The sequence below is a fragment of the Blastococcus sp. SYSU D00820 genome, assembly GCF_054050695.1.
Window position 1 is genome coordinate 99,740 of record NZ_JBJGZW010000015.1, and the last position, 21,552, is coordinate 121,291.

Genomic DNA, 21,552 nt, shown 5'->3' on the forward strand with positions numbered 1-21,552 from the left:
GGATCGTGTCGGGCGCGCCCCCGTAGCTCAGGGGATAGAGCATCGGTTTCCTAAACCGTGTGTCGCAGGTTCGAATCCTGCCGGGGGCACTCGAGTGATGTCGCAAGACATCGCGGACGCCCGAGCCGCGGATGGTGGGTTCGGGCGTCTGTCATCTGCGGGTGGGGCCGGATGGTCGGCCGGGCGGAGCCCCGCACGGACTCGCGGGCCACCTCGCGGACCGACGCCGTTGCTCAGGCCTCGGTGATCTTCTCCCCGTACTCGCCGTCCCCTGTGAAGTGGTCGATCAGCCACGCGTGAGCCGATCCCCCGGGAGCGGGGACGAGCGTGAAGGTGAAGGACCGGGCGATCGGGTACCGGACCATCTGCCCGTCCTCCATGAACCGGATCTGCACGTTCTCGGTGAAGCTCAGCACGAGGCCGCCGCCGTCGGGGGTCGCCGCGACCTGGGCACCGTCGAGTGACCGGTTGGTGACGAACGGGCCGTCGGTGGGCATGACGACGTCGACCCCGGCCGCACTGGCCGCGCCACCCCAGTCCGCGGTCATGTAGATCGTCCGGATGAGTCCCCACTCGTCCGTCCCGGCACCGGTGCCCGCGGCCAGGGCCGCAGAGACCGTGGCATCCCAGTCCGCGGCGGATCGCTCGGTCAGGTGACTGCGGAGCCCGGCGAAGTCTTCGGCGCTGAAGGACTCCGGCATGAACAGCGCCGGGTCGTAGGAGTAGTCGTCGACGACCTGCACGGCCTCGAGCCACGCCTGCTCGACGGCCTCCTCACCGAACAGGCTCGCGGCCCGCGGGTCGGTGGGCGCCGGCGGGACCGAGACGTCCTCCACGAGGTACCCCGCGACGTCGCGCGGCTCCTCTGCGGCGGGGGCCGGCGCCGCGCTCGACGTCGGAGCAGCGGTGGTCGAGCCCTCCGCACCACCCCCGCAGGCGGTCAGCACGAGGGCGGTCACGCCGGCCAGCGCGACGGGGAGCAGACGGGTGGTGTCGATCATGTTCCGTATATCGGCGCGCTGCGAGCCGGAGCCGAGCGCGGACTCGTGCCCGCACCCACAAAGGATGACGCCACCCGCGGTTCACCTGCGGTGCTGAACCACGTTCACCACCGTCCCGTCCGGCGCGCGCACCAGGAACCGCCGCACGCCCACGCCTCCGTGTCAGCGGGTGCACGACCTCGTAGCCGTGCTCCTGCGCCCCGGCGTACGCCGCGTCCACGTCGTCGGCGTGCACCGAGATCGCCGGCACCTCCGGCGAGGTGGCGTCGGCCGTGACCAGCTGGACGTGCGCGCAGGTTCGCCGTCACCCGTCTGGCCCGCATGCGCGCATCGTGCTCCCCCGGCGGGTATCGCCGCACCCATGGGCATGCGCAACGCGGCCGTCGCGGCCGGCGGCCAGTGGATCGACCCGGACGACGGCATCCGCTACCCGAGCGGCGAGGCGCACGCCTGGGAGCCCGGCCGCAACGAGACCGTCTGCGGGCTCTCGCTGAGCCGGTCACGCCTGCTCCGCTTCCCGCACGTCACCTGGGCCGACGTGCAGCCCGAGTCCGGCCGGCACGCCGAGGAGGTGCAGGCTGTCTGCCGCCGCTGCCGCGCGGGCACCGGCGCCCGCCGCGACGAGCGCGGCTGGACCCGTACCAACCCCCGGCCGTGACCACCATGGAGGGCACATGACCATCGCCGTCACCGGAGCGACCGGCCGCCTCGGCGGCCGGGTCGCCCGCCTGCTCGCCGGCGCCGGCGTGCCGCAGCGGCTGCTCGTCCGCGACCCCGCCCGGGCGCCGGACCTGCCGGGCAGCACCGTGGTCCGCGCGCCGTACATCGATGCGGACGCCGTCCGAGCCGCCCTCGCGGGCGTCGACACGGTGCTGATGGTGTCGGCCTCGGAGGCCCCCGACCGGGTCGACCAGCACCGCACGTTCGTCGACGCCGCCGCGGCCGCCGGGGTGGGCCACCTGGTCTACGTGTCCTTCCTGAACGCCGCGCCCGGCGCCACCTTCACCCTCGCCCGCGACCACTGGGCCACCGAGGAGCACGTGCGGGCCACCGGCCTGCGGCACACGTTCCTGCGCGACGCCCTCTACGCCGACTTCTTCCCGTTCCTGATCGGGGAGGACGGCGTCCTGCGCGGTCCCGCGGGCGACGGCCGGGTCGCCGCGGTGGCCCAGGACGACATCGCCGCGGCCGCCGTGGCCGTCCTCCAGGACCCCGACCGCCACGCGGGCGCCACCTACGACCTGACCGGCCCCGAGGCGCTGACCCTGTCCGAGGTCGCCGCCACCCTCACCGCCGTCACGGGCCGGCGCGTCACCTTCCACGACGAGACCCTCGAGGAGGCGTACGCCTCGCGCGCCTCCTACGGCGCCCCGGACTGGCAGGTCGAGGCGTGGGTCTCCACCTACACGGCGATCGCCGCCGGCGAGATGGGCACGGTCAGCACCGCCGTCGAGGACCTCACCGGCTCGCCGGCGCGCACCCTCGAGCAGGTGCTGCGCGCGCAGGGTTGAGCGCTACTGCCGCTCGAAGACGACGTCCTCGTCACCGCTGATGAGGTCGGGCGCGAGCACCAGGTCGCCGTCCTCGAGCCGGGCCTCGCCCTCGGCCTCCCCGTCGAGCAGGAAGGTGATCGTGTCGCCCTCCTGCTCCCACTCGAAGGCCGCGCTGTTCCCCTCCTGCTCCCAGGTGGCCGAGCCGTCCTCGGCGAGGGTGATGGTGCCCTCCACGTCGTGCACGTACGTGCCCGCCGCCCCGTCGTCGCCGCAGCCGGCCAGCGCCAGCACCGCCGCGACGAGCACGAGCACGACCCTGCGACCTGCACCGGCCACGGCGCACCTCCCCGTTGTGGGCGACACGCTAGGGAGTTGTGTTTCACGTCACAACATCCCGCGGCACGACCACCCGATCGGCGGCCGGTCGGGATCCCTGGCCCCTCCGGCGCGTTACCGTTCCAGTACTCACGACGAGGCCCGGGCAACGGCGCCCGGGCGACGGAGGTGGACGAAGCACGATGGAGACGAGTGTGGTCGACGTCCCCGACCGGGGACGCTTCGAGATCCGGCTCGGCGAGCGCACGGTCGGCCTGGCCAGCTACCACGTCGAGAACGGCACCATGGCCCTCCCGCACACCGAGATCGACCCGTCGGTCGGTGGCCGCGGCCTCGGCTCGGTCCTGGTCGCCGGCGTCCTGGACGCCGCGCGCGACCGCGGACTGCACGTCCTGCCCTACTGCTCGTTCGTCCGGCACTACATCCAGCAGCATCCGGACTACCTCGACCTCGTCGCCGACGACGACAAGCCGCACTTCGGCCTGGCCACCGCCGACCACTGAGCGTGGACGCGCGGCACCCCGCGGAGCCTGCCTAGGCTCCGCGGGTGCCGACCACCGTCCTGTGGTTCCGCCGCGACCTGCGGCTGGGTGACCACCCCGCGCTGCTGGCCGCGATCGAGGCGGCCGGCGACGGCGGCACGGTGCTGCCGCTGTTCGTGCTCGACCCGCGGCTGTGGGAGCCCTCCGGCCGGCCGCGCCGGCAGTTCCTGCGGAACTGCCTGGCCGACCTGCGCGAGGCGACCGGCGGCGCGCTCGTCGTCCGCGAGGGCGACCCGGCGCGGGTGGTGCCCGCGGTGGTGGCCGAGGTGGGCGCGTCCGGCGTGCACGTCTCCGCCGACGCCGGCCCCTACGGGCGGCGCCGGGACGCCGCCGTGGAGCGGGCCCTGGGCGACGTCGCGCTCGTGCGCACCGGCTCCCCCTACGCGGTCGGGCCGGGCCGGGTGACCACGCGCACCGGCACGCCGTTCAAGGTCTTCGGCCCGTACGCCCGCGCCTGGCGCGCGCACGGCTGGCATTCCCCCGCCCCGCGGCCGGACGCCGTCCCCTGGGAGGCGGCGATGCCCCCCGGCGACCTGCCGCCGGCGCAGGACCTCGGCGGCACCCGGCTGCCGCCCGCCGGCGAGGCGGCCGCGCTCGCGGCCTGGGAGCGGTTCCGCGACCAGCGGCTGCTCGGCTACGCCGAGGGCCGCAACACCCCGGGCACCGACGGCACCAGCCGGCTGTCGGTGTACCTGAAGTACGGCTGCATCCACCCGCGGACCCTGCTGGCCGACCTGCCCGACCTCGCTCCCGGAGAGCCCGGCAGCGAGGCGGTCCGCCGGTTCACCGACGAGCTGGCCTGGCGGGAGTTCTACGCCGACGTGCTCTGGCACCGGCCGGAGTCGGCCCGCGAGTACCTCGACCCCACCCTGCAGGCGATGGCCTACGACACCGGCCCGCACGCCGAGGAGCTGGTCGCCGCCTGGGAGCAGGGCCGCACCGGCTTCCCGATCGTCGACGCCGGGATGCGCCAGCTGCTCGGCGAGGCGTACGTGCACAACCGGGTGCGGATGATCGTGGCGTCGTTCCTGGTCAAGGACCTGCACCAGGAGTGGACGAGAGGAGCCCGGTACTTCATGCAGCACCTGGTCGACGGCGATCTGGCCAGCAACAACCACGGCTGGCAGTGGGTGGCCGGCACCGGCACCGACCCCTCGCCCTACTACCGGGTCTTCAACCCGATCACGCAGGGCAGGAAGTTCGACCCCGACGGCACGTACGTGCAGCGCTGGGTCCCCGAGCTGCGCGACCTCGACGCCCGGTACGTGCACGAGCCGTGGACGGCGCCCGGCGGCATCCCGGCCGGCTATCCCGCCCCGGTCGTCGACCACGCGCACGAGCGGCAGGTCGCCCTGGAGCGCTTCGAGCAGGTGCGCCGTGCCTGAGGGCCACACCCTCTACCGGCTGGCCCAGGAGCAGCACGCCCTGTTCGCCGGCCGCCCGGTGCACGTCACCAGCCCGCAGGGCCGGTTCGCCGCCGGCGCTGAGCTGCTCGACGGCCGGGTCGTCGACGAGGTGACCTCCTACGGCAAGCACCTGTTCGCCGGCTTCGGCCCGGACACCCTGCACGTGCACCTGGGCCTCTACGGCACCTACACCAGCGGCACGGGCACCCCGCCGACCCCGCGCGGCGCGCTGCGGATGCGCTGGGAGGCCGAGGGTCCCGACGGCCTCGGCGTCTGGACCGACCTGCGCGGCGCCACCGCCTGCGAGGTGCTCACCGGCGCCGAGGTCGCGCGGATCCTCGACCGGCTGGGTCCCGATCCGCTGCGGACGCGCCGCGGCGGGGAGCTGGCGCACCGGCGGATCGCCGGCAGCCGCACGGCGATCGGCGCGCTGCTCATGGACCAGTCGGTGCTCGCCGGCGTCGGCAACGTCTACCGCGCGGAGATCCTCTTCCGGCACGGCGTCTCGCCCTTCCGCCCCGGACGGGACGTCGACCCGCAGACCTGGGCGGCGATCTGGGCCGACCTGGTGCTGCTCATGCGGGCCGGCGTCCGGATGGGCCGGATCGTGACCACCCGGCCGGAGCACCGCGCCCGCAAGCGGGGCGCGGTGACCCGGGAGGACGCGCACTACGTGTACCGGCGCACCGGGCTGCCCTGCCGGCTCTGCGGCACCGAGGTGCAGACCCAGGAGATGGTCGGGCGCAACCTCTACTGGTGCCCGGTGGACCAGGCGGCCTAGAGCGCGCCCTTGGCGGGGTCGCCGGCCGGCACGGCGCCGAGGACGGTGATCTCCGGTGCACCCGTCAGCTTGCCCTCGAGCTGCCCGCTCAGCCGGGACAGCGCCTCGGCCTTGCCGTGGGCCGCGAGCGCCTCCGGGCTCTCCCACTTCTCGACCATGACGAGCGTGCCGCGCGCCTCGTGCAGCGCGTACCGCTCGCAGCCGGGCTCCTCGTGCACCGCCGGAACGGCCGCCAGCACCGCCTCCCGGACCGCGTCGAGGTGCTCGGGCTGCGGGGTGATGGTGGCGACGACGACGACGGACACGGGGCCTCCCAGGGGTTTCGGCGGAGAGTGACCTGGCGCACGGACGCCCGGCGGGGTCAGGATGCCTGGTGTGACGGAGCACCCGGAGCCCGGCCCCCCGTCCGCCGCCCGGCCGCTGCGGGTGGCGGTGGTGGGCGCCGGCCCGGCCGGCATCTACGCCGCCGAGGCCCTGACCCGGCAGGACGCCGTCCCGGTCGCGGTGGACCTCATCGACCGGCTGCCGACGCCCTTCGGGCTCGTGCGGCACGGCATCGCCCCCGACCACCTGCGGATGCGGGCGATCCGGGAGACGCTGCACCGCGCCCTGGACGCCCCCGGCGTCCGGTTCGTGGGCAACGTCGAGGTGGGCAAGGACATCACCCTCGGCGAGCTGCGCGGCGCGGTCGACGCGGTGATCTACACCTACGGCGCCTCGCGGGACCGGTCGCTGGCCATCGACGGCGAGGACCTCCCCGGCAGCCTGGCCGCCACCGACCTGGTGGCCTGGTACTGCGGCCACCCCGACGCCGACCGCGCCCGCATCGAGGCCGCGGTGACCGGGGCCCGCAGCGCCGTCGTCGTGGGGGTCGGCAACGTCGCGCTCGACGTGGCCCGGGTCCTGGTGCGGACGCCGGAGGAGCTCGAGCCCACCGACATGCCCCAGCACGTGCTGGACACCCTGGCCGCGGCACCGGTCGAGGAGGTCACCGTGCTGGGCCGGCGCGGCCCGGTGCAGGCCGCCTTCACCACCAAGGAGCTCGACGAGCTGGCCGAGCTGGCCGGGGCCACCGTGCTCGTCGACCCCGCCGACCTGCCCGGCCCCGACGAGCCGCCGCCGGCCGACCGGCTGGTGGCCCGCAACATCACCGTCCTGCGCGAGTACGCGACGCACACCGAGGAGCCCGGGCGGGCACGGATCCGGCTGCGGTTCTTCTCCCGGCCGGTGCGCATCCTCGGCACCGACCGGGTCACCGGCGTCGAGGTGGAGCGGACCGCCGTCGACGCCGAGGGCCGCGCGACCGGCACCGGCGAGCTGACCGTGATCCCCGCCGACCTCGTCGTCCGCTCGGTGGGCTACCGCGGCTGCCCGCTGCCCGGGCTGCCCATCGACGCCTCCTCCGGCACGGTGGCCAACGAGGAGGGCCGGGTGCTGCGCGACGGGCAGACCTCGCGCGGCGAGTACGTCGCCGGCTGGATCAAGCGCGGGCCCACCGGCGTCGTCGGCACCAACAAGCACGACGCCCGCGAGACCGTCGCCGCGCTCCTGGCCGACGCCGAGGCCGGCGTGCTCGCCGCCCACGGCGACCCCGACGACCTCGTCGAGACGCTGCTGGCCCGCGGCGCCGAGCCGGTGCTCCTGGAGAACTGGCGGGCCATCGACCAGGCCGAGGTGGCGCTGGGCGCCACCCGCGGCCGGGCCCGGACGACGATGCACGAGCGGGAGGCGCTGCTGGCCGCGGCCCGGGCGGCGGCCGCCCGCAGCTGAGTCAGACCCCGCGCACCGCGCCGATCAGCTCCCGCGCGGCGTCCGCGGTGCCGGCCGCGCAGAACCGGATCAGCGTCGCGGTGTCCGGCGGCAGCTCCAGCGGCACGCCGTCCGGGGTGAGCGCGACCCCGCCGGCCGCACCGAGCACGCCCAGCCCCCCGGCGACGTCGTGCACGTGGGTGCCGCTGCGGTCCACGTCGTGCCAGGCGGCGGCCGAGCCGTCGGCGACCAGGCAGATCTCCACGGCGGTGCAGCCGGTGACCCGCACCCGGCGGGCCGTGGTGGGCACCCCCACCGACCGGCCGCCGGGCGCGCTGGGGACGACGACGGTCGTACCCGCCCGGGGCCGGATCGGCACGCCGTCGCGCAGCGCGCCGGCACCCTCGGCCCCGGACCACCGCCGCCCCGAGGAGAGGTCGACGACCACGCCGGCCACCGCCCGGCCGCGGTGCACCAGGCCCGCGGAGAAGGCCCACGGCGGCAGCCCCGCGCGGAAGTTGCCGGTGCCGTCGAGCGGGTCGAGCACGATCCACGGCTCGTCCGGGTCGACGCCGGCGTCCCGGCGCTCCTCGCTCAGCAGCGGCACGCCGAGCGCGGCCAGCACCTGCGCCGCCGCGGTGTGCGCGGCCTCGTCGGCGGCCAGCGAGAGGCTGCCGTCGGCCTTGACGCGGTCCTCCCCGCTGTTGCGGGCCAGCGCGACCGCCGTCTCCACCCGGGTGGCCGCGAGCGCGGCCAGGTGCAGGAAGCGCCGGGCCAGCGGCGCCGCGGCGTCCGGGTCGCCGACCTCGTGCACCCCGCGGCCACCCGGCCGGTCCCGGACCCGGTCGCAGCCCCAGCCGACGGCGGCGGCCAGCACGGCGGGGTGCTCCGGCCCCATGCCCGCCGAGGCGAGGACGACGGCCTCCGCCGTCCCCTGGGCGGTCCACTGCCGGCGCAGCAGCAGCGCCGCGCCCTCGTCGTCGACCAGCACCCGGTAGGCGGGGTCGCTGACCGCCGGCGCGAGCGCCGCCGGGGCCAGGCCGAGGGCGTCGGCGGCGACCACGGTGAGGTCGGGCCCGCTGACGGCCACGCGGGCGTCAGCCACTGTTCCGCAGCGCCGTCGCGATGCCGTTGATGGTCAGCTGGATGTTGCGGCGGACCAGCTCGTCGTCGTCCCCGTCCCGGCGGCGGCGCAGCATCTCCACCTGCAGGTGGTGCAGCGGCTCCAGGTAGGGGAACCGGTTGCGGATCGAGCGGGCCAGCGACGGGTTGTCGGCCAGCAGCCCTTCGTCGCCGGTGACCGCCAGCAGCATCCGGCAGGTGCGCTCGTGCTCGGCGCGGATCGGGTCGAACACCCGGGCGCGCAGCTCCTCGTCGGGCACCAGCTCGGCGTAGCGCGCGGCCAGCCCCAGGTCGGTCTTGGCCAGCACCATGCCCATGTTCGACAGCACCGTGCGGAAGAACGGCCAGCGGCCGTGCAGGTCGCGCAGCCGGGCGAGGCGCTCGTCGCCGCCGGGGGCGCCGCCCCCGTCGACGTAGCTCTCCAGCGCCGTGCCGGTGCCGTACCAGCCGGGCAGCATGATCCGCGCCTGCGACCAGCTGAACACCCACGGGATCGCCCGCAGGTCGGCGATCCGGTCCCCGGCCTTGCGCGACGGCGGCCGGCTGCCGATGTTGAGCTCGCCGAGCTCCCGGATCGGGGTCGCGGCCCGGAACCAGTCGACGAAGCCGGGCGTCTCGTGCACCAGCTCGCGGTAGGCCTGCCGCGCCCGCTCGGCGAGGTCGTCGAACAGCGCGTAGGTGGCCTCGGCGTCGTCCCCCAGGCCCTCGACGTCGAGCAGGCTGGCCTCCAGCGTGGCCGCGACCAGCGCCTCGAGGTTGCGCCGGGCCAGGTCGGGGTCGGCGTACTTGGCCGCGATGACCTCACCCTGCTCGGTGATCCGCAGCGAGCCGGCGACCGCGCCGGGCGGCTGCGCGCGGATCGCCTCGTAGCTCGGCCCGCCGCCGCGGCCGACCGTGCCGCCGCGGCCGTGGAACAGCCGCAGCCGGATGCCCTCCGAGCGGGCCAGCTCCACCAGCGTCAGCTCGGCCCGGTACAGCGCCCAGTTGGCGGCCAGGTAGCCGCCGTCCTTGTTGCTGTCGGAGTAGCCGAGCATGACCTCCTGCGCGTTCCCGCGGTTGCCCAGCAGCGCCCGGTAGAACGGCCGGGCGAGCACCGCGGCCATCGTCGTGCCGGCGCGCCGGAGGTCCTCGATCGTCTCGAACAGCGGGGAGATGCCGACCGGGCAGCGCGGCCCGCCGTCGGCTCCCGGGTCGAGCAGGCCGACCTCCTTGAGCAGGACGGCGACCTCCAGCACGTCGCTGACCGACTCGCACATGCTGATCACGTAGTTCGGCACGGCCGCCGGCCCCAGCAGCGCGACCTGCTCGGCGGCCGCGGTGAGCAGGTCCAGCTCCCCGCGGGCGAGCTCGGAGAGCTCGGCGTCGGCCCGCACCAGCGGGCGGCGCAGCGTGAGCTCGCCGGAGAGCAGCTCGACGCGGGCCTCCTCGTCGAGGGCGGCGTAGTCGGGGCAGACGCCGGCCCAGGCCAGCAGCTCGGCGAGCACCTCCTCGTGGACGGCGGAGTTCTGCCGCATGTCCAGCCCGCAGAGGTGGAAGCCGAAGACGTCGACGGCCTCGCGCAGCCGGGCCAGCCGGTCGTCGGCGAGCGCGCCGGCCCCGTGGCTGCGCAGCGAGGCGTCGACGACGGCGAGGTCGGCGGCGAGCTCGGCCGGCGTCGCGTACGGCTCGAGCTCGGCGTGCGGCGCGGCGCCGGGCACCCGCCCGACCACCCGGCGCGCGGTCGCCGCCAGCCGGGCGTGCACGCCGGTCAGCGCGCGGCGGTAGGGCTCGTCGGCACGGAACGGCGACTCGTCGCGCGAGGCGTCGGCCAGGGTGCGCAGCTCGCGGGTCGGGGTGACCAGCCGGTCGGACATCGACAGCTCGTCGCGCAGGGTGGCCAGCTCGGCGAGGTGGTGGCCCAGCGCCGTCTCGGCCTGCCGGGTCGACGCCCGGCGGACGGCGTCGGCGGTGACGAACGGGTTGCCGTCGCGGTCGCCGCCGATCCACGAGCCCGGCTGCAGCATCGGGGTGGCCATCAGGCCGGCGTCCGGCCAGCGCGAGCGCAGCGCCTTCCGCAGCTCGGCGTTGATCGCCGGGATGACCTCGAACAGCGACAGCTCGTAGTAGCGCAGCGCCTCGTCGATCTCGTCCTGCAGCCGCAGCCGCGACAACCGGAGCAGCGCCGTCTGCCAGAGGGTGAGCACCGAGCGCCACAGCCGCGCGGCCCACTCGGGGTCCTCGCCGACGTCCTCGGCCGAGCGGTCCCGCAGCCGGATCAGCTCGGTGACCTGCCGCTGCACCTGCGAGATCGTCTTGCGGCGCACCTCGGTGGGGTGCGCGGTGACCACGGGGACGACCAGCGCGCCGGCCAGCTCGTCGGCGACGACGTCCGGATCGAGGCTCTCCCGGTCCAGCAGCGCGAAGGTGGCCGCCAGGCTGCCCGGCTGCGGCGGGGACCCGCTGCGCCGGTGGAAGCGCCGTCGCCGCTCGTGGTGGATGTCCTCGGCGAGGTTGGCCAGCAGCGAGAAGTGGCTGAACGCCCGGATGACGTGGTTGGCCGACCGGACGTCGAGGTTCCCGAGCCGGGCGGCCAGCTCGGCGCGGTCGACGTCGGAGTGGCGGACGCCGAACGCGGCGACGCGGGTGGACTCGACCAGGTCGAGGACGTCGTCCCCGGCCTGTTCGCGGATGACCTCCCCCAGCACCCGGCCGAGCAGCCGGATGTCCTCCCGGAGCGGCTCCTCGGCCCGGTCGTCGGCGGGCTGCCCCGCGTTCCGGCCGGGCTGACGCAGATCGGCGACGTCCACGGTGGCTTCGGACACCCCCGGAGTATGCCGCCGCCCGTGTGACGGGCGGGTGTCGTGGGGAGGATCCCCCGCGTGCAGCACCTGACCGCCGCCCTCGCCGCCCCGCCCGCCGCCGCGCACGCGGAGGGCCCGCGCTGGGACGCCGCCCGTGGCGAGCTGCTGTGGGTGGACATCCCCGCGGGCCTGGTCCGGCGGGCCACCGTGGGCCCCGGCGACGTCCTGACCGAGGTGGGCAGCGCCCGCGGCGGGGACACCGTCGGCGCCGTCGCGCCGGTGGCCGGCGGAGGCTGGCTGCTCGCGGCCGGGGGCGGCTTCACCGCGCTGGCCGACGACGGCACCGCCCGCGTGCTGGTCGACCTCGCCCGCGAGGGCGGCACCCCCGACAGCGGCGGCACCCGGATGAACGACGCCGCCTGCGACCGCGCCGGCCGCTTCCTCGCCGGCACGATGGCCTTCGACCAGCGTCCCGGGGCCGGCACCCTGTACCGGCTCGACCTCGACGGCACCGTCACGACGCTGCTGGAGGGGCTCACCGTCTCCAACGGCCTGGGCTGGTCACCCGACGACCGCACGTTCTACCTGGCCGACTCCGGTCCCGGCCTGGTGCACGCCTTCGCCTACGACCCGGCCACCGGCGACCTGTCCGACGGCCGGGTGCTGCTCGAGTTCGACGGCGACGACGGCGTGGCCGACGGCCTCACCGTCGACGACGAGGGCTGCCTCTGGACGGCGATGTGGGGCGGCGGGGCGGTGCGCCGGTGGTCCCCCGAGGGCGAGCTGCTCGCCGTCGTCGAGGTGCCGGTGGCGCAGGTGTCGGCCTGCGCGTTCGCCGGCCCGGACCGCGGCCTGCTGGTCGTCACCACCTCGGCCGAGGGGATGGACGACGCGGCGCGGGCCGCCCAGCCCGACGCCGGCCGGCTGTTCACCGTGCGGCCGGGCGTCACCGGCCCGGCGGCGTTCCCGTACCGCGGCCCGCTCGCCGGCCTGGCCGAGCGCCCCTAGCGGTACCGCGACCTAGCCGCGGAAGAGCCGCAGCGCCGCCATCGCCAGGTCGTCGCCGGCGGCGGCGCCGAGGCCGAACTGCTCGGTCGCGCCCTCGTCGTCCCCGCGGTCGGCCAGCAGCACCCCGAGGTTGTGGTGGCAGCGGGTGTCGCCGGCGGCGATGCCGCTGCGGTAGGCCTCCTCGGCGGACTCGTCGTCGCCGAGCTCGTCGCAGTAGAGGTTGCCCAGCGGCAGCCAGGCCACGGCCTCGCCGAGCTTGGCGCCGCGCTCGAGCACGCTGCGGGCCTCGACCGCGCGGCCGGTCTCGCGGAGCAGGTCGGCGAGGTCGGCGCGCGCCGGCGGGAAGTGGTCGGCGCCGGCCCGCAGGTCGTCCTCGAGCCCGGGGTCCTGGGTGGCGCACCACAGCCGGCAGGCGACGACGCCCGCGGCGGCCCGGTCACCGGCCGCGGCGGCGCCGCGCCAGGCGGCCAGCGCGCCCTCCTCGTCGCCCATGCCGTCGAGCACCACGCCGAGGGTGCGCCAGGCCGTGGCGTCGCCACCGGCGAGCGCGGCCTCGTAGGCCTCGCTCGCCTCGGCCCAGCGCTCCTGCTCGGCCAGCGCGTTGCCGAGGGCGAAGGCGGCCACCGCGTCGCCCGGGGCGGCGGCGCGGGCGTGGCTTCCGTCGAGGTCCTCGGTCATGCCGATCATGATGTGGGCCCCCGGGCGGGCGCGCGTCCTCCTGCAAGGTGATCGCACCCGTTCGTGTCTCCCCGGGGAGGGGGAGATCCGCGTCTCCCCCTCCCGCCGCAGGTCAGCTGCCGAACGCCTCGCGCCAGGCCGGCTGGAGGGTGGAGCGCACCCAGTCCAGGTAGGGGCCCTGGGCGTCGCCGCCGATCTGCACCAGCGCGAGGTGGGTGAACCCGGCGTCGGCGTACTCCTTGGCTCCCTCGATCACCGCGTCGACGTCGTCCCCGCACGGGATGCTGCCGGCGACGTCGTCCTCCCGCACGAACTGGCTGGCCGCGTCGAAGGCCGAGGGGCCGGGCAGCTCGGCGTTGACCTTCCAGCCCAGGCCGAACCACCGGAACAGCGAGTGCGCCCGGGTGACCGCCGCCTGCCGGTCGGTGTCGTAGCTGATCGGCATCTGCGCGATCCGCGGCTTGCCGCTGCCGCCGGCCTCGTCGAACCACTCCCCGAGCTCGGCGCGCGGCTCGGTGGCGATCAGCGCGTCGCCGAGCTCGCCGGCGATCGCGCAGGACTGCTTGCCGGAGACGGCGATGCCGATCGGCACCCGGGTCTCCGGGAGGTCCCAGAGCTTGGCCGACTCGACGTCGAAGTGCTCGCCGCGGTAGTTGACGTACCCGCCGTCGAAGAGCTCCCGGATGATCTGCAGCGCCTCGGTGAGCATCTCGTGGCGGACGTCGGCCGGCGGCCACCCGGCGCCGACGACGTGCTCGTTGAGGTTCTCCCCCGCCCCGATGCCGAGCGTGAACCGCCCGCCGGACAGGATCTGCAGCGTCGCGGCCTGCTGGGCGACCACCGCCGGGTGGTAGCGGAACAGCGGGCAGGTCACGTACGTCATCAGCGGGATCCGGCTGGTCGCCTGGGCGGCGGCACCGAGGGTGACCCACGCGTTGGGCGAGTGGCCCATCTCGTCGAGCCAGGGGAAGAAGTGGTCGCTGCTGACCGCGAAGTCGAACCCGACCTCCTCGGCGCCGACCACGTGGCCGACCAGGTCCTTCGGCCCGGCCTGCTCGGTCATCATCGTGTAGCCCAGCTGCATCGCCATGGGGGCGCGGCTACCCCTGTACTCCGGTGACCAACCGAGCGGGCGGGCCTCCCCTCAGGCGCGCTCGGCGCGCAGCGCCTCCCGCAGCTTGGTCTTGCCGCTGGTGCGCAGCAGCGCGCCGGCGTAGACCCGCCCGCCGAGGCGCACGATCAGCGCGACCGCGACCAGCATGAGGACGACGGCCACCGCGACCTCCCACGCCGCCACCTCGCCCGCGGCCTGCCGCACCGGCATGACCAGCGGGGAGAGTCCCGGCACGTAGGAGGTGACCGTGGCCAGCGTGCCGCCCGGGTCGCCGGCCGCCTGGATGCCGATGATGAAGCCGGCCACGAGCAGCAGCGTGGTCGGCGTCAGCACGCTGCCGAGGTCCTCCTGCCGGCTGACCAGCGAGGCCGCGACGGCGAAGACCGAGGCGTAGAAGGCGTAGCCGAGCACGAACCACAGCACCACCGCGACGACGGTGCTGATGAGATCCCCCGGGACGTCGACGATGTCGAAGGCCAGCGCGCCGACCACGCCCAGGACGGCGATCACCACGATCTGCGCCAGCCCCAGGGCGCCGAGGCCCAGGATCTTGCCGGCCAGCAGCTGCCACGGCTTCATGGTGGCCAGCAGCAGTTCCACCACCCGGCTGGACTTCTCCTCGACCACGCCCTGCGCGACGAACTGGCCGAAGAGGATGAGCAGGCCGTAGAGCATGCCGACGCCGATCACCGCGACGACCACCTGCTGGGTGTCGTCCTCGCCCCCGTCCAGCGCGACCACGGAGGCCTGCGGCACGGCGCTGAGGTCGACCCCGGCCTCGGCCAGCTGCTCGGCGACCGCGACGCCGGACACCGCGGCGTTGACGACCGACTCCATCGTGGCGTCCCGCTCCCGCACCAGCAGCTGCGGGTCGTCCCCGGTGCCGCCGACGAGCGCGCCGTCGACTTCCTCGTCCTCGACGGCCTGGCGGGCGGCCGCCTCGTCGTCCAGCGGGACGACGGTGACGTCGACCCCGACCGCCTCGCCCTGGGCCTGGATCGCCGGGCCGAGGACGGAGGTGTCCCCGACGACGCCGAGGCGCCCCTCGTTCCCGCCGGAGCTGACGATCACCTGGAAGGCCATCACGCCGATGAGCACCAGCACGATCACGACCGAGCTGATGATGAAGTTCTTGTCCCGCAGCCGGGTGCTGATCTCCCGGCCGGCGACCAGCCGCACCAGCGCCGCGCTGCCCAGCGGGCGGCCGCCGCTCACGCCGCCACCCGGTTCGCTCCCGCGGGGCGCTCCGCTCCTCGCTCGTTCCTCGCTGCGATGCTCACGCCCCTGTCCGCTCACGCCGCCACCTGCTGGTCGGCCGGGTCGGCGACCGCCTCGCGGAACAGCTCGACCAGCGTCGGTTCCCGCCAGGCGAAGTGGGTCACCCGGCCGGTCCGCAGCGCGGCGGCGAGCACCGCCTGGTCGTCGGTGCCCTCCGCGAGCTCCAGCAGGGTGTCGCCGGCCTGCTGGGAGACCACCCGCACGCCGGGGACCGCGGTGGCCCAGCCGGACGGCGCGTCGGGGACGACGACGCGCAGCAGCCGCCCCGCCTCCCGGCGGCGCAGGTCCTGCACGGTGCCGGTGGCGACCATGCGGCCGCGGGCGAGGATCCCCACCGAGTCGCACAGCCGCTCGACGAGGTCGAGCTGGTGGCTGGAGAAGACGACGGGGACGCCCTCGCGCACCTGCTCGAGCAGCGCCTCGGCCAGCGAGTCGACGCCCACCGGGTCCAGGCCGGAGAACGGCTCGTCGAGGATCAGCACCTCGGGCCGGCTGACCAGCGCGGCGGCCAGCTGCACGCGCTGCTGGTTGCCCAGCGACAGCTTCTCCACCCGCTCGTCCATGCGGGCGCCCAGGCCCAGGCGCTCGGCCCAGTGGCGGGCGGCGTCCCCCGCCTCGCTGCCGGCCAGGCCGTGCAGCCGGGCGAAGTAGGTGAGCTGCTCGGCGACCTTCATCTTCGGGTAGAGGCCGCGCTCCTCCGGCATGTAGCCGATCCGCCGCCGGCCCTCGGCGTCCAGCGGCCGGCCCTGCCAGCGCACCTCGCCGGCGTCGGCGCGGGCCAGCCCCAGCGCGATCCGCATCGTCGTGGTCTTCCCGGCGCCGTTGGCGCCGCAGAAGCCGAACATCGACCCGGGCGCGACGGTGAAGCCCACGCCCTCCAACACCCGGTTCTCGCCGTAGCTCTTGTAGAGCCCGTCGAACTCCAGCACTGCGCCCCCCTCGTGGTCGGACGCCACCGACCGTATCGGTCGGCCCGTCTCGCGCCGCCCGCCGCGGTGGGGTGTCATCGGGGCATGAGCCAGGAGAACCGTCCCGCGCAGCCGCCGCCCGGGGTGGGGCTGGACGGGCTGCGCGCCGCCGCCGCGGGCTGCCGCGCGTGCGAGCTGTGGGAGCCGGCCACCCAGACCGTGTTCGGCGAGGGCCCGGAGACCGCGCGGATCGTGATGGTCGGCGAGCAGCCCGGCGACCAGGAGGACCGGAAGGGCGAGCCGTTCGTCGGCCCGGCCGGCCGGCTGCTCGACAAGGCCCTCGACGAGGCCGGCATCGAGCGCCGCGACGTCTACATCACGAACGCGGTCAAGCACTTCCGCTTCACCCCGACGCCCAAGCGCCGGATCCACCAGAGCCCGGGCCCCGAGCACCTGCGCGCCTGCCGCCCGTGGCTGGAGGCGGAGTTCGCCGTCCTCACCCCGGAGGTCGTCGTCTGCCTGGGCGCGACCGCGGCCAAGGCGCTGATCGCGCCGTCGTTCCGCATCACCAAGGACCGCGGGCAGCTGCTCCCCTGGACCCCGCCCGGCGTGGCCGCCGCGCAGGGCGACCCGGCCGACGACGACGAGGACGCCCCGCACCAGACCTGGATGCTGGCGACCACGCATCCCTCGGCGGTGCTCCGGACGCCGGACGACGCGCGGGCCGCGGCCTACGACGCCCTCGTGGCCGACCTGCGGGTGGTGGCCGGCGCACTGGCCTGACCGGGTGATCCCGGCGGTATCGAGACGGTTGAGTACCCTACGGGCGCTTCGCTCGTTGAGACGGGTCGGGGCCCGGCCGGCTCTCGCCACTCTCGGGGGCGGGCGAGTCCGGCCGGGCCTCCTCCGCCAGCCGGGTCTCCTCCGCCAGCAGCGTCTCCTGCGTGGAGCGCGAGGCCCGGAACGCCCAGAACGACGGCACGGCCACGGCGACGACGGCCATCGCGACGACGACGGCCACGCCGCCGGAGACCATCGCGAACGACACCCCGGCCGCGCTGGCCAGCGCCCCGGCGCGCAGGTCGCCCAGCCGCGGGCCGCCGGCGACGACCACGAGGAAGACGCCCTGCATGCGGCCGCGCATGTCCTCCGGCGCGGCCAGCTGCAGCATCGAGCTGCGCAGCACCGCGCTCACCATGTCGCCGGCTCCGGCGACGGCCAGGCAGAGCACGGCCAGCCAGAGCGACGGCGCCAGCCCGAAGCCGACGATCGCCACGCCCCACACCACGATCGCGCCGAGCACCACCGCGCCCTGCCGGTCGACCCGGGACACCCAGCCCGAGGTCAGGCCCATGGCCAGCGCGCCGATGGAGACGCCGGCGAACAGCCAGCCGAGGGCGTTCGCGTCGCCGGCGAAGCGGGTCTCGGTGAGCTCGGGGAAGACCGCCTGCGGCCAGGCGAAGAGCATCGCGATGACGTCGACGACGAAGGTCATGAGCAGCACCGGCTGGGTGCGCAGGAAGACGAAGCCCTCGCCGACGCCGCGGATCGCCGCCCCCAGCCGCAGCGCGCCGGTGACCGCCCGCGGCGGCAGCGGGGGCAGCCCCCGCAGCAGCAGGACGGCGACGAGGAAGCCGACCGCGTCGACGGCGTAGGCGAGGAAGAGGTCGCCCAGGCCGATGAGGACGCCGGCCAGCAGCGGGCCGACGATCACCCCGACCTGCCGCACGGTCATCGACAGCGCGTTGGCCGCGGGCACCCCGGCCGGCCCGACCAGCGCGGGGATGACCGCGCTGCGGGTGGGCTGGTTGACCGCGGTGAAGCCCGAGACCGCGGCGGTGAGCACCCACAGCAGCCACAGGTTGCCGCCACCGGGCAGCAGCGCCTGCAGCGCGAGCAGCGCGCTGGTCACCGCGGAGCCGACGCCGGTGACCAGCATCAGCCGGCGGCGGTCCATCGAGTCGGCGATCGCGCCGCCGAGCAGACCGAACACGACCAGCGGCACCAGCGCGACGATCGAGGTGACGCCGACCAGCAGCGAGGAGCCGGTGAGCGCGTAGACCTGGTACGGGACGGCGACCAGCGTCATCTGCTGGCCGAGCATCGTCGCGGCGATGCCCCAGAACAGCCGGCGGTAGTGCGGGTTGCGCAGTGGGCTGGTGTCGATCGCCCAGCCACGGCCCCGCTGCAGGGGCCCGCGCCGGGCTCGCGTGGTGTGGGGGGCAGCGGGGTCCTCGCTCACGGGGCCAGCCGCTGCACGATCCAGCCGCCGCCTTCTTCGTCGTCCCGGACGAACCGGAGCCGGTCGTGCAGCCGCCCGGGGCCGCCCTGCCAGAACTCGACGGTCTCCGGCACCACCCGGTAGCCGCCCCACACGGGCGGGCGGGGCACCTTCTCCCCCGGCGTCTCCTCGTCGAGCAGCCGCACCCGCTCCTCCAGTTCGGCCCGGGAGTCGACGACGGTCGACTGCACCGAGGCGACCGCGGCCAGCTGGGCCTCACGGGGGCGGGGGTCCCACAGCTCGTCGGAGGCGCGCTCGCCGATCCGCTCCACCCGGCCGGTCACGCGCACCTGGCGCTCCAGCGCGTGCCAGGGGAAGACCAGCGCCGCCCGCGGGTTGACCGCCAGCTGCGCGCCCTTGGCCGAGGCGTAGCTGGTGCCGAAGACGAAGCCGGCCTCGTCGTAGCCCTTGACCAGCACGATCCGCGCGTCGGGGGCGCCGTCGGCGTCGGCGGTGGCGACCACGACGGCGTTGGGGTCGGGCACCTCGGCGGCCACCACGTCGCGGAACCAGCGGTCGAACTGCTCGAGCCAGGTGGGGGCGAGGTCCTCCTCGCGCAGCACCGGCTGGTCGTAGTCCCTGCGCATGCGGGAGAGGTCGGGCACGGCGGCCATGGTCCCACCGCCCCGCGTGTGCCCGGCGTCTCCCCACGGCCTAGGGTTCCCTCGCAGTCGTGCGTGCCCGCTGGGCGTGCACGTGTCCCGCGGCAGAGGAGACAGCGAGATGGCCGACGACTTCGTACCCGGCCTGGAAGGCATCATCGCCTTCGAGACGGAGATCGCCGAACCGGACAAGGACGGCGGCGCCCTGCGCTATCGCGGCGTCGACATCGAGGACCTCGTCGGCAAGGTCACCTTCGGCAACGTCTGGGCGCTGCTGGTCGACGGCAAGTTCGGGCCGGGTCTGCCGCCGGCCGAGCCGTTCCCGATCCCGGTGCACAGCGGCGACGTGCGCGTCGACGTCCAGGCCGCCCTCGCGATGCTCGCCCCGTTCTGGGGCTACCGCCCGCTGCTGGACATCGACTCCGAGACCGCCCGCGACCAGCTGGCCCGCGCCGCGGTCATGGCGCTGTCCTACGTCGCGCAGTCCGCGCGCGGCATCGGCGTCCCGGCGGTGCCGCAGGCGCGCATCGACGAGGCCTCGACGATCGTCGAGCGGTTCATGGTCCGTTGGCGCGGCGAGCCCGACCCCCGCCACGTGGCCGCGGTCGACGCCTACTGGACCTCCGCCGCCGAGCACGGCATGAACGCCTCCACCTTCACCGCCCGCGTCATCGCCTCCACCGGCGCCGACGTCGCCGCCGCCCTCTCCGGCGCGATCGGCGCGATGTCCGGCCCGCTGCACGGCGGCGCCCCCTCCCGCGTGCTGCACATGCTCGACGAGGTGGAGAAGACCGGCGACGCCGAGAAGTACGTCAAGGACCTCCTCGACCGCAAGGAGCGGTTGATGGGCTTCGGCCACCGGGTCTACCGCGCCGAGGACCCCCGCGCCCGCGTGCTCCGCCGCGCTGCCGAGGAGCTGGGCGCCCCCCGCTTCGAGGCCGCCCGCGCGCTGGAGCAGGCCGCGCTCAAGGAGCTGCGCGAGCGGCGTCCCGACCGGCCGGTCGAGACCAACGTCGAGTTCTGGGCCGCGATCGTCCTCGACTTCGCCGAGGTGCCCAGCCACATGTTCACCTCGATGTTCACCTGCGCCCGCACCGCCGGCTGGTGCGCGCACATCCTCGAGCAGAAGAACACCGGCCGCCTCGTGCGCCCGTCGGCCCGCTACATCGGCCCCGACCCGCGCAAGCCCGAGGAGGTCGAGGGCTGGGACACCGTCCGCACCAAGCCCATGGACCAGGCCACGCCGGCCTGAAAGAGGACTTCCGGATGAGCATCCAGATCCCCGCAGACCTCCTCCCTGCCGACGGCCGGTTCGGGTGCGGACCCTCCAAGGTCCGCCCCGAGGCGCTGCAGGCGCTGGCCACCGACGGCGCCGCCCTCATGGGCACCTCCCACCGGCAGGCCCCGGTCAAGGGCCTGGTCCGCCGGGTCCGGGAGGGCCTCACCGAGCTCTTCTCGCTGCCCGAGGGCTACCAGGTGGTGCTCGGCAACGGCGGGACGACGGCGTTCTGGGACGCCGCCACCATCGGCCTGATCCGGCAGCGCAGCGCGCACGGCACCTACGGCGAGTTCTCCGCGAAGTTCGCCTCCGGCGTGGCCGAGGCACCGTTCCTCGACGACCCGGTGATCGCCAAGGCCGACCCCGGCACCCTCGCCCTGCCGGCGGGGCAGCCGGGCGTCGACGCCTACGGGTGGGCGCACAACGAGACCTCGACCGGCGTCATGGCGCCGGTCGTCCGTCCCGAGGGCGCCGACGCCGACGCGCTGGTGCTGATCGACGCCACCAGCGGCGCCGGCGGGCTGCCGGTCGACGTCGCCGAGTCCGACGTCTACTACTTCGCGCCGCAGAAGTCCTTCGCCTCCGACGGCGGGCTGTGGATCGCGCTCATGTCGCCGGCCGCGCTGGAGCGGGTCGCCGAGATCAAGGCCTCCGGCCGCTGGATCCCCGGCTTCCTCGACCTCTCGATCGCCGTCGACAACTCCGGCAAGGACCAGACGTACAACACCCCCGCGGTGGCGACGCTGTTCCTGCTGGCCGACCAGATCGACTGGATGCTCGGGCTCGGCGGGCTCTCCGGTGCCGTCGCGCGCAGCCAGGAGTCCTCCGGCCGGCTGTACCGCTGGGCGGAGGAGTCGCCGTACGCGACGCCGTTCGTCGCCGACCCGGCGCAGCGCTCGCTGGTCGTGGGCACGATCGACTTCGACGAGTCGGTCGACGCCGCGCAGGTGGCCAAGGTGCTGCGGGCCAACGGCGTCGTCGACGTCGAGCCCTACCGCAAGCTCGGCCGCAACCAGCTGCGGGTCGGCATGTTCCCGGCCGTCGACCCCGACGACGTCAGCGCGCTGACCGCCTGCATCGACCTGGTCGTCGGCAAGCTCTGACCACTCACCGGAGGCCGGGTGCGGCCGGAACCCGCCCGCCCGGGCCCCGGGGCGGGATTATCCCGCGGGGCCAACCCTCCCCCCCCCCCTC

General features: G+C 75.4%; 21 protein-coding genes and 1 tRNA gene. 11 read left to right on the plus strand and 11 right to left on the minus strand.

Going from position 1 to position 21,552, the window contains the following annotated elements; genetic code table 11:
- Positions 1–16: 16 nt before the first annotated feature.
- Positions 17–89 (plus strand) — tRNA-Arg (locus tag ACI79R_RS16105).
- 144 nt (positions 90–233) lie between these two features.
- Here ACI79R_RS16105 and ACI79R_RS16110 read toward each other — a convergent pair.
- Positions 234–1,001 carry a hypothetical protein gene (locus ACI79R_RS16110; protein WP_456574655.1) on the minus strand — a complete coding sequence of 256 codons (768 nt, stop codon included), beginning with the start codon at positions 999–1,001 and terminating at the stop codon, positions 234–236.
- A gap of 361 nt (positions 1,002–1,362) precedes the next feature.
- On the opposite strand from ACI79R_RS16110, the gene ACI79R_RS16115 reads away from it, so the two are divergent.
- Both ACI79R_RS16115 and ACI79R_RS16120 read left to right on the plus strand, forming a co-directional pair.
- Complete coding sequence (locus ACI79R_RS16115) at positions 1,363–1,659, plus strand: hypothetical protein (protein ID WP_456574656.1); 297 nt, start codon at positions 1,363–1,365, stop codon at positions 1,657–1,659.
- A 16-nt stretch (positions 1,660–1,675) separates the two neighbouring features.
- Positions 1,676–2,512, plus strand: a complete 837-nt coding sequence (locus ACI79R_RS16120; RefSeq protein WP_456574657.1) for an SDR family oxidoreductase — start codon at positions 1,676–1,678, stop codon at positions 2,510–2,512.
- A gap of 3 nt (positions 2,513–2,515) precedes the next feature.
- On the opposite strand, the gene ACI79R_RS16125 is transcribed toward ACI79R_RS16120, so the two are convergent.
- Positions 2,516–2,830 (minus strand): hypothetical protein, encoded by a 315-nt coding sequence (locus ACI79R_RS16125; protein WP_456574658.1) that lies wholly within the window; start codon positions 2,828–2,830, stop codon positions 2,516–2,518.
- A gap of 182 nt (positions 2,831–3,012) precedes the next feature.
- Here ACI79R_RS16125 and ACI79R_RS16130 point away from each other — a divergent pair, with 182 nt between their 5' ends.
- Genes ACI79R_RS16130 through ACI79R_RS16140 form a run of 3 tightly spaced genes read left to right on the plus strand, consistent with a single transcriptional unit; the run spans position 3,013 to position 5,559 of the window.
- Complete coding sequence (locus ACI79R_RS16130) at positions 3,013–3,333, plus strand: GNAT family N-acetyltransferase (protein WP_456574659.1); 321 nt, start codon at positions 3,013–3,015, stop codon at positions 3,331–3,333.
- Between the two features lie 44 nt (positions 3,334–3,377).
- Entirely contained in the window at positions 3,378–4,757 is a 1,380-nt protein-coding gene (locus ACI79R_RS16135) for a cryptochrome/photolyase family protein (RefSeq protein ID WP_456574660.1), read from the plus strand.
- Positions 4,750–5,559 (plus strand): Fpg/Nei family DNA glycosylase, encoded by an 810-nt coding sequence (locus tag ACI79R_RS16140; RefSeq protein ID WP_456574661.1) that lies wholly within the window; start codon positions 4,750–4,752, stop codon positions 5,557–5,559. Before ACI79R_RS16135 ends, ACI79R_RS16140 begins: the two co-directional genes overlap by 8 nt.
- Here the strand turns inward: ACI79R_RS16140 and ACI79R_RS16145 are convergent.
- Positions 5,556–5,864 (minus strand): putative quinol monooxygenase, encoded by a 309-nt coding sequence (locus ACI79R_RS16145; protein WP_456574662.1) that lies wholly within the window; start codon positions 5,862–5,864, stop codon positions 5,556–5,558. The genes ACI79R_RS16140 and ACI79R_RS16145 overlap by 4 nt on opposite strands.
- A gap of 70 nt (positions 5,865–5,934) precedes the next feature.
- Here ACI79R_RS16145 and ACI79R_RS16150 point away from each other — a divergent pair, with 70 nt between their 5' ends.
- Entirely contained in the window at positions 5,935–7,329 is a 1,395-nt protein-coding gene (locus ACI79R_RS16150; RefSeq protein ID WP_456574663.1) for an FAD-dependent oxidoreductase, read from the plus strand.
- A 1-nt stretch (position 7,330) separates the two neighbouring features.
- Here ACI79R_RS16150 and ACI79R_RS16155 read toward each other — a convergent pair whose 3' ends face one another.
- Positions 7,331–8,413: an inositol monophosphatase family protein gene (locus ACI79R_RS16155; RefSeq protein ID WP_456574664.1), complete on the minus strand. Its 1,083-nt coding sequence runs from the start codon at positions 8,411–8,413 to the stop codon at positions 7,331–7,333.
- Complete coding sequence (ppc, locus tag ACI79R_RS16160; RefSeq protein ID WP_456574665.1) at positions 8,406–11,231, minus strand: phosphoenolpyruvate carboxylase; 2,826 nt, start codon at positions 11,229–11,231, stop codon at positions 8,406–8,408. Before ppc ends, ACI79R_RS16155 begins: the two co-directional genes overlap by 8 nt.
- Before the next feature lie 57 nt (positions 11,232–11,288).
- Here ppc and ACI79R_RS16165 point away from each other — a divergent pair, with 57 nt between their 5' ends.
- Positions 11,289–12,218 (plus strand): SMP-30/gluconolactonase/LRE family protein, encoded by a 930-nt coding sequence (locus tag ACI79R_RS16165; RefSeq protein ID WP_456574666.1) that lies wholly within the window; start codon positions 11,289–11,291, stop codon positions 12,216–12,218.
- Positions 12,219–12,230: 12 nt separating this feature from the next.
- Here ACI79R_RS16165 and ACI79R_RS16170 read toward each other — a convergent pair whose 3' ends face one another.
- The 4 genes from ACI79R_RS16170 to ACI79R_RS16185 form a co-directional block, all read right to left on the minus strand.
- Entirely contained in the window at positions 12,231–12,896 is a 666-nt protein-coding gene (locus ACI79R_RS16170; protein WP_456574667.1) for a tetratricopeptide repeat protein, read from the minus strand.
- Positions 12,897–13,008: 112 nt separating this feature from the next.
- A complete protein-coding gene (locus ACI79R_RS16175) occupies positions 13,009–13,986 on the minus strand; it encodes an LLM class F420-dependent oxidoreductase (protein ID WP_456574668.1) in 978 nt (325 codons plus the stop codon).
- A 54-nt stretch (positions 13,987–14,040) separates the two neighbouring features.
- On the minus strand, positions 14,041–15,225 hold the full coding sequence (locus tag ACI79R_RS16180) for an ABC transporter permease (RefSeq protein WP_456574669.1): 1,185 nt from the start codon (positions 15,223–15,225) through the stop codon (positions 14,041–14,043).
- Positions 15,226–15,302: 77 nt separating this feature from the next.
- Complete coding sequence (locus ACI79R_RS16185) at positions 15,303–16,217, minus strand: ABC transporter ATP-binding protein (RefSeq protein ID WP_456574670.1); 915 nt, start codon at positions 16,215–16,217, stop codon at positions 15,303–15,305.
- An 84-nt stretch (positions 16,218–16,301) separates the two neighbouring features.
- Between ACI79R_RS16185 and ACI79R_RS16190 the strand changes: the two genes are divergently transcribed.
- Positions 16,302–16,979 (plus strand): UdgX family uracil-DNA binding protein, encoded by a 678-nt coding sequence (locus ACI79R_RS16190; protein WP_456574671.1) that lies wholly within the window; start codon positions 16,302–16,304, stop codon positions 16,977–16,979.
- A 37-nt stretch (positions 16,980–17,016) separates the two neighbouring features.
- Here ACI79R_RS16190 and ACI79R_RS16195 read toward each other — a convergent pair whose 3' ends face one another.
- Positions 17,017–18,438: an MFS transporter gene (locus tag ACI79R_RS16195; RefSeq protein ID WP_456574672.1), complete on the minus strand. Its 1,422-nt coding sequence runs from the start codon at positions 18,436–18,438 to the stop codon at positions 17,017–17,019.
- Complete coding sequence (gene pdxH / locus ACI79R_RS16200) at positions 18,435–19,091, minus strand: pyridoxamine 5'-phosphate oxidase (protein ID WP_456574673.1); 657 nt, start codon at positions 19,089–19,091, stop codon at positions 18,435–18,437. The genes ACI79R_RS16195 and pdxH overlap by 4 nt, the downstream gene beginning before the upstream one ends.
- A gap of 109 nt (positions 19,092–19,200) precedes the next feature.
- Between pdxH and ACI79R_RS16205 the strand changes: the two genes are divergently transcribed.
- Together ACI79R_RS16205 and serC are read left to right on the plus strand one after the other, a co-directional pair.
- Positions 19,201–20,331 carry a citrate synthase 2 gene (locus tag ACI79R_RS16205; RefSeq protein ID WP_456574674.1) on the plus strand — a complete coding sequence of 377 codons (1,131 nt, stop codon included), beginning with the start codon at positions 19,201–19,203 and terminating at the stop codon, positions 20,329–20,331.
- 14 nt (positions 20,332–20,345) lie between these two features.
- Complete coding sequence (serC, locus tag ACI79R_RS16210) at positions 20,346–21,461, plus strand: phosphoserine transaminase (protein ID WP_456574675.1); 1,116 nt, start codon at positions 20,346–20,348, stop codon at positions 21,459–21,461.
- The last annotated feature ends 91 nt before the right edge of the window (positions 21,462–21,552 follow it).

Bases quoted from the DNA above. Each gene is read 5' to 3' on its own strand.
- ACI79R_RS16110 (WP_456574655.1), bottom strand. From the start codon at position 1,001: ATGATCGACACCACCCGTCTGCTCCCCGTCGCGCTGGCCGGCGTGACC.
- ACI79R_RS16115 (WP_456574656.1), top strand. From the start codon at position 1,363: ATGGGCATGCGCAACGCGGCCGTCGCGGCCGGCGGCCAGTGGATCGAC.
- ACI79R_RS16120 (WP_456574657.1), top strand. From the start codon at position 1,676: ATGACCATCGCCGTCACCGGAGCGACCGGCCGCCTCGGCGGCCGGGTC.
- ACI79R_RS16130 (WP_456574659.1), top strand. From the start codon at position 3,013: ATGGAGACGAGTGTGGTCGACGTCCCCGACCGGGGACGCTTCGAGATC.
- ACI79R_RS16170 (WP_456574667.1), bottom strand. From the start codon at position 12,896: ATGACCGAGGACCTCGACGGAAGCCACGCCCGCGCCGCCGCCCCGGGC.
- ACI79R_RS16175 (WP_456574668.1), bottom strand. From the start codon at position 13,986: ATGGCGATGCAGCTGGGCTACACGATGATGACCGAGCAGGCCGGGCCG.
- ACI79R_RS16190 (WP_456574671.1), top strand. From the start codon at position 16,302: ATGAGCCAGGAGAACCGTCCCGCGCAGCCGCCGCCCGGGGTGGGGCTG.
- pdxH (WP_456574673.1), bottom strand. From the start codon at position 19,091: ATGGCCGCCGTGCCCGACCTCTCCCGCATGCGCAGGGACTACGACCAG.
- ACI79R_RS16205 (WP_456574674.1), top strand. From the start codon at position 19,201: ATGGCCGACGACTTCGTACCCGGCCTGGAAGGCATCATCGCCTTCGAG.
- serC (WP_456574675.1), top strand. From the start codon at position 20,346: ATGAGCATCCAGATCCCCGCAGACCTCCTCCCTGCCGACGGCCGGTTC.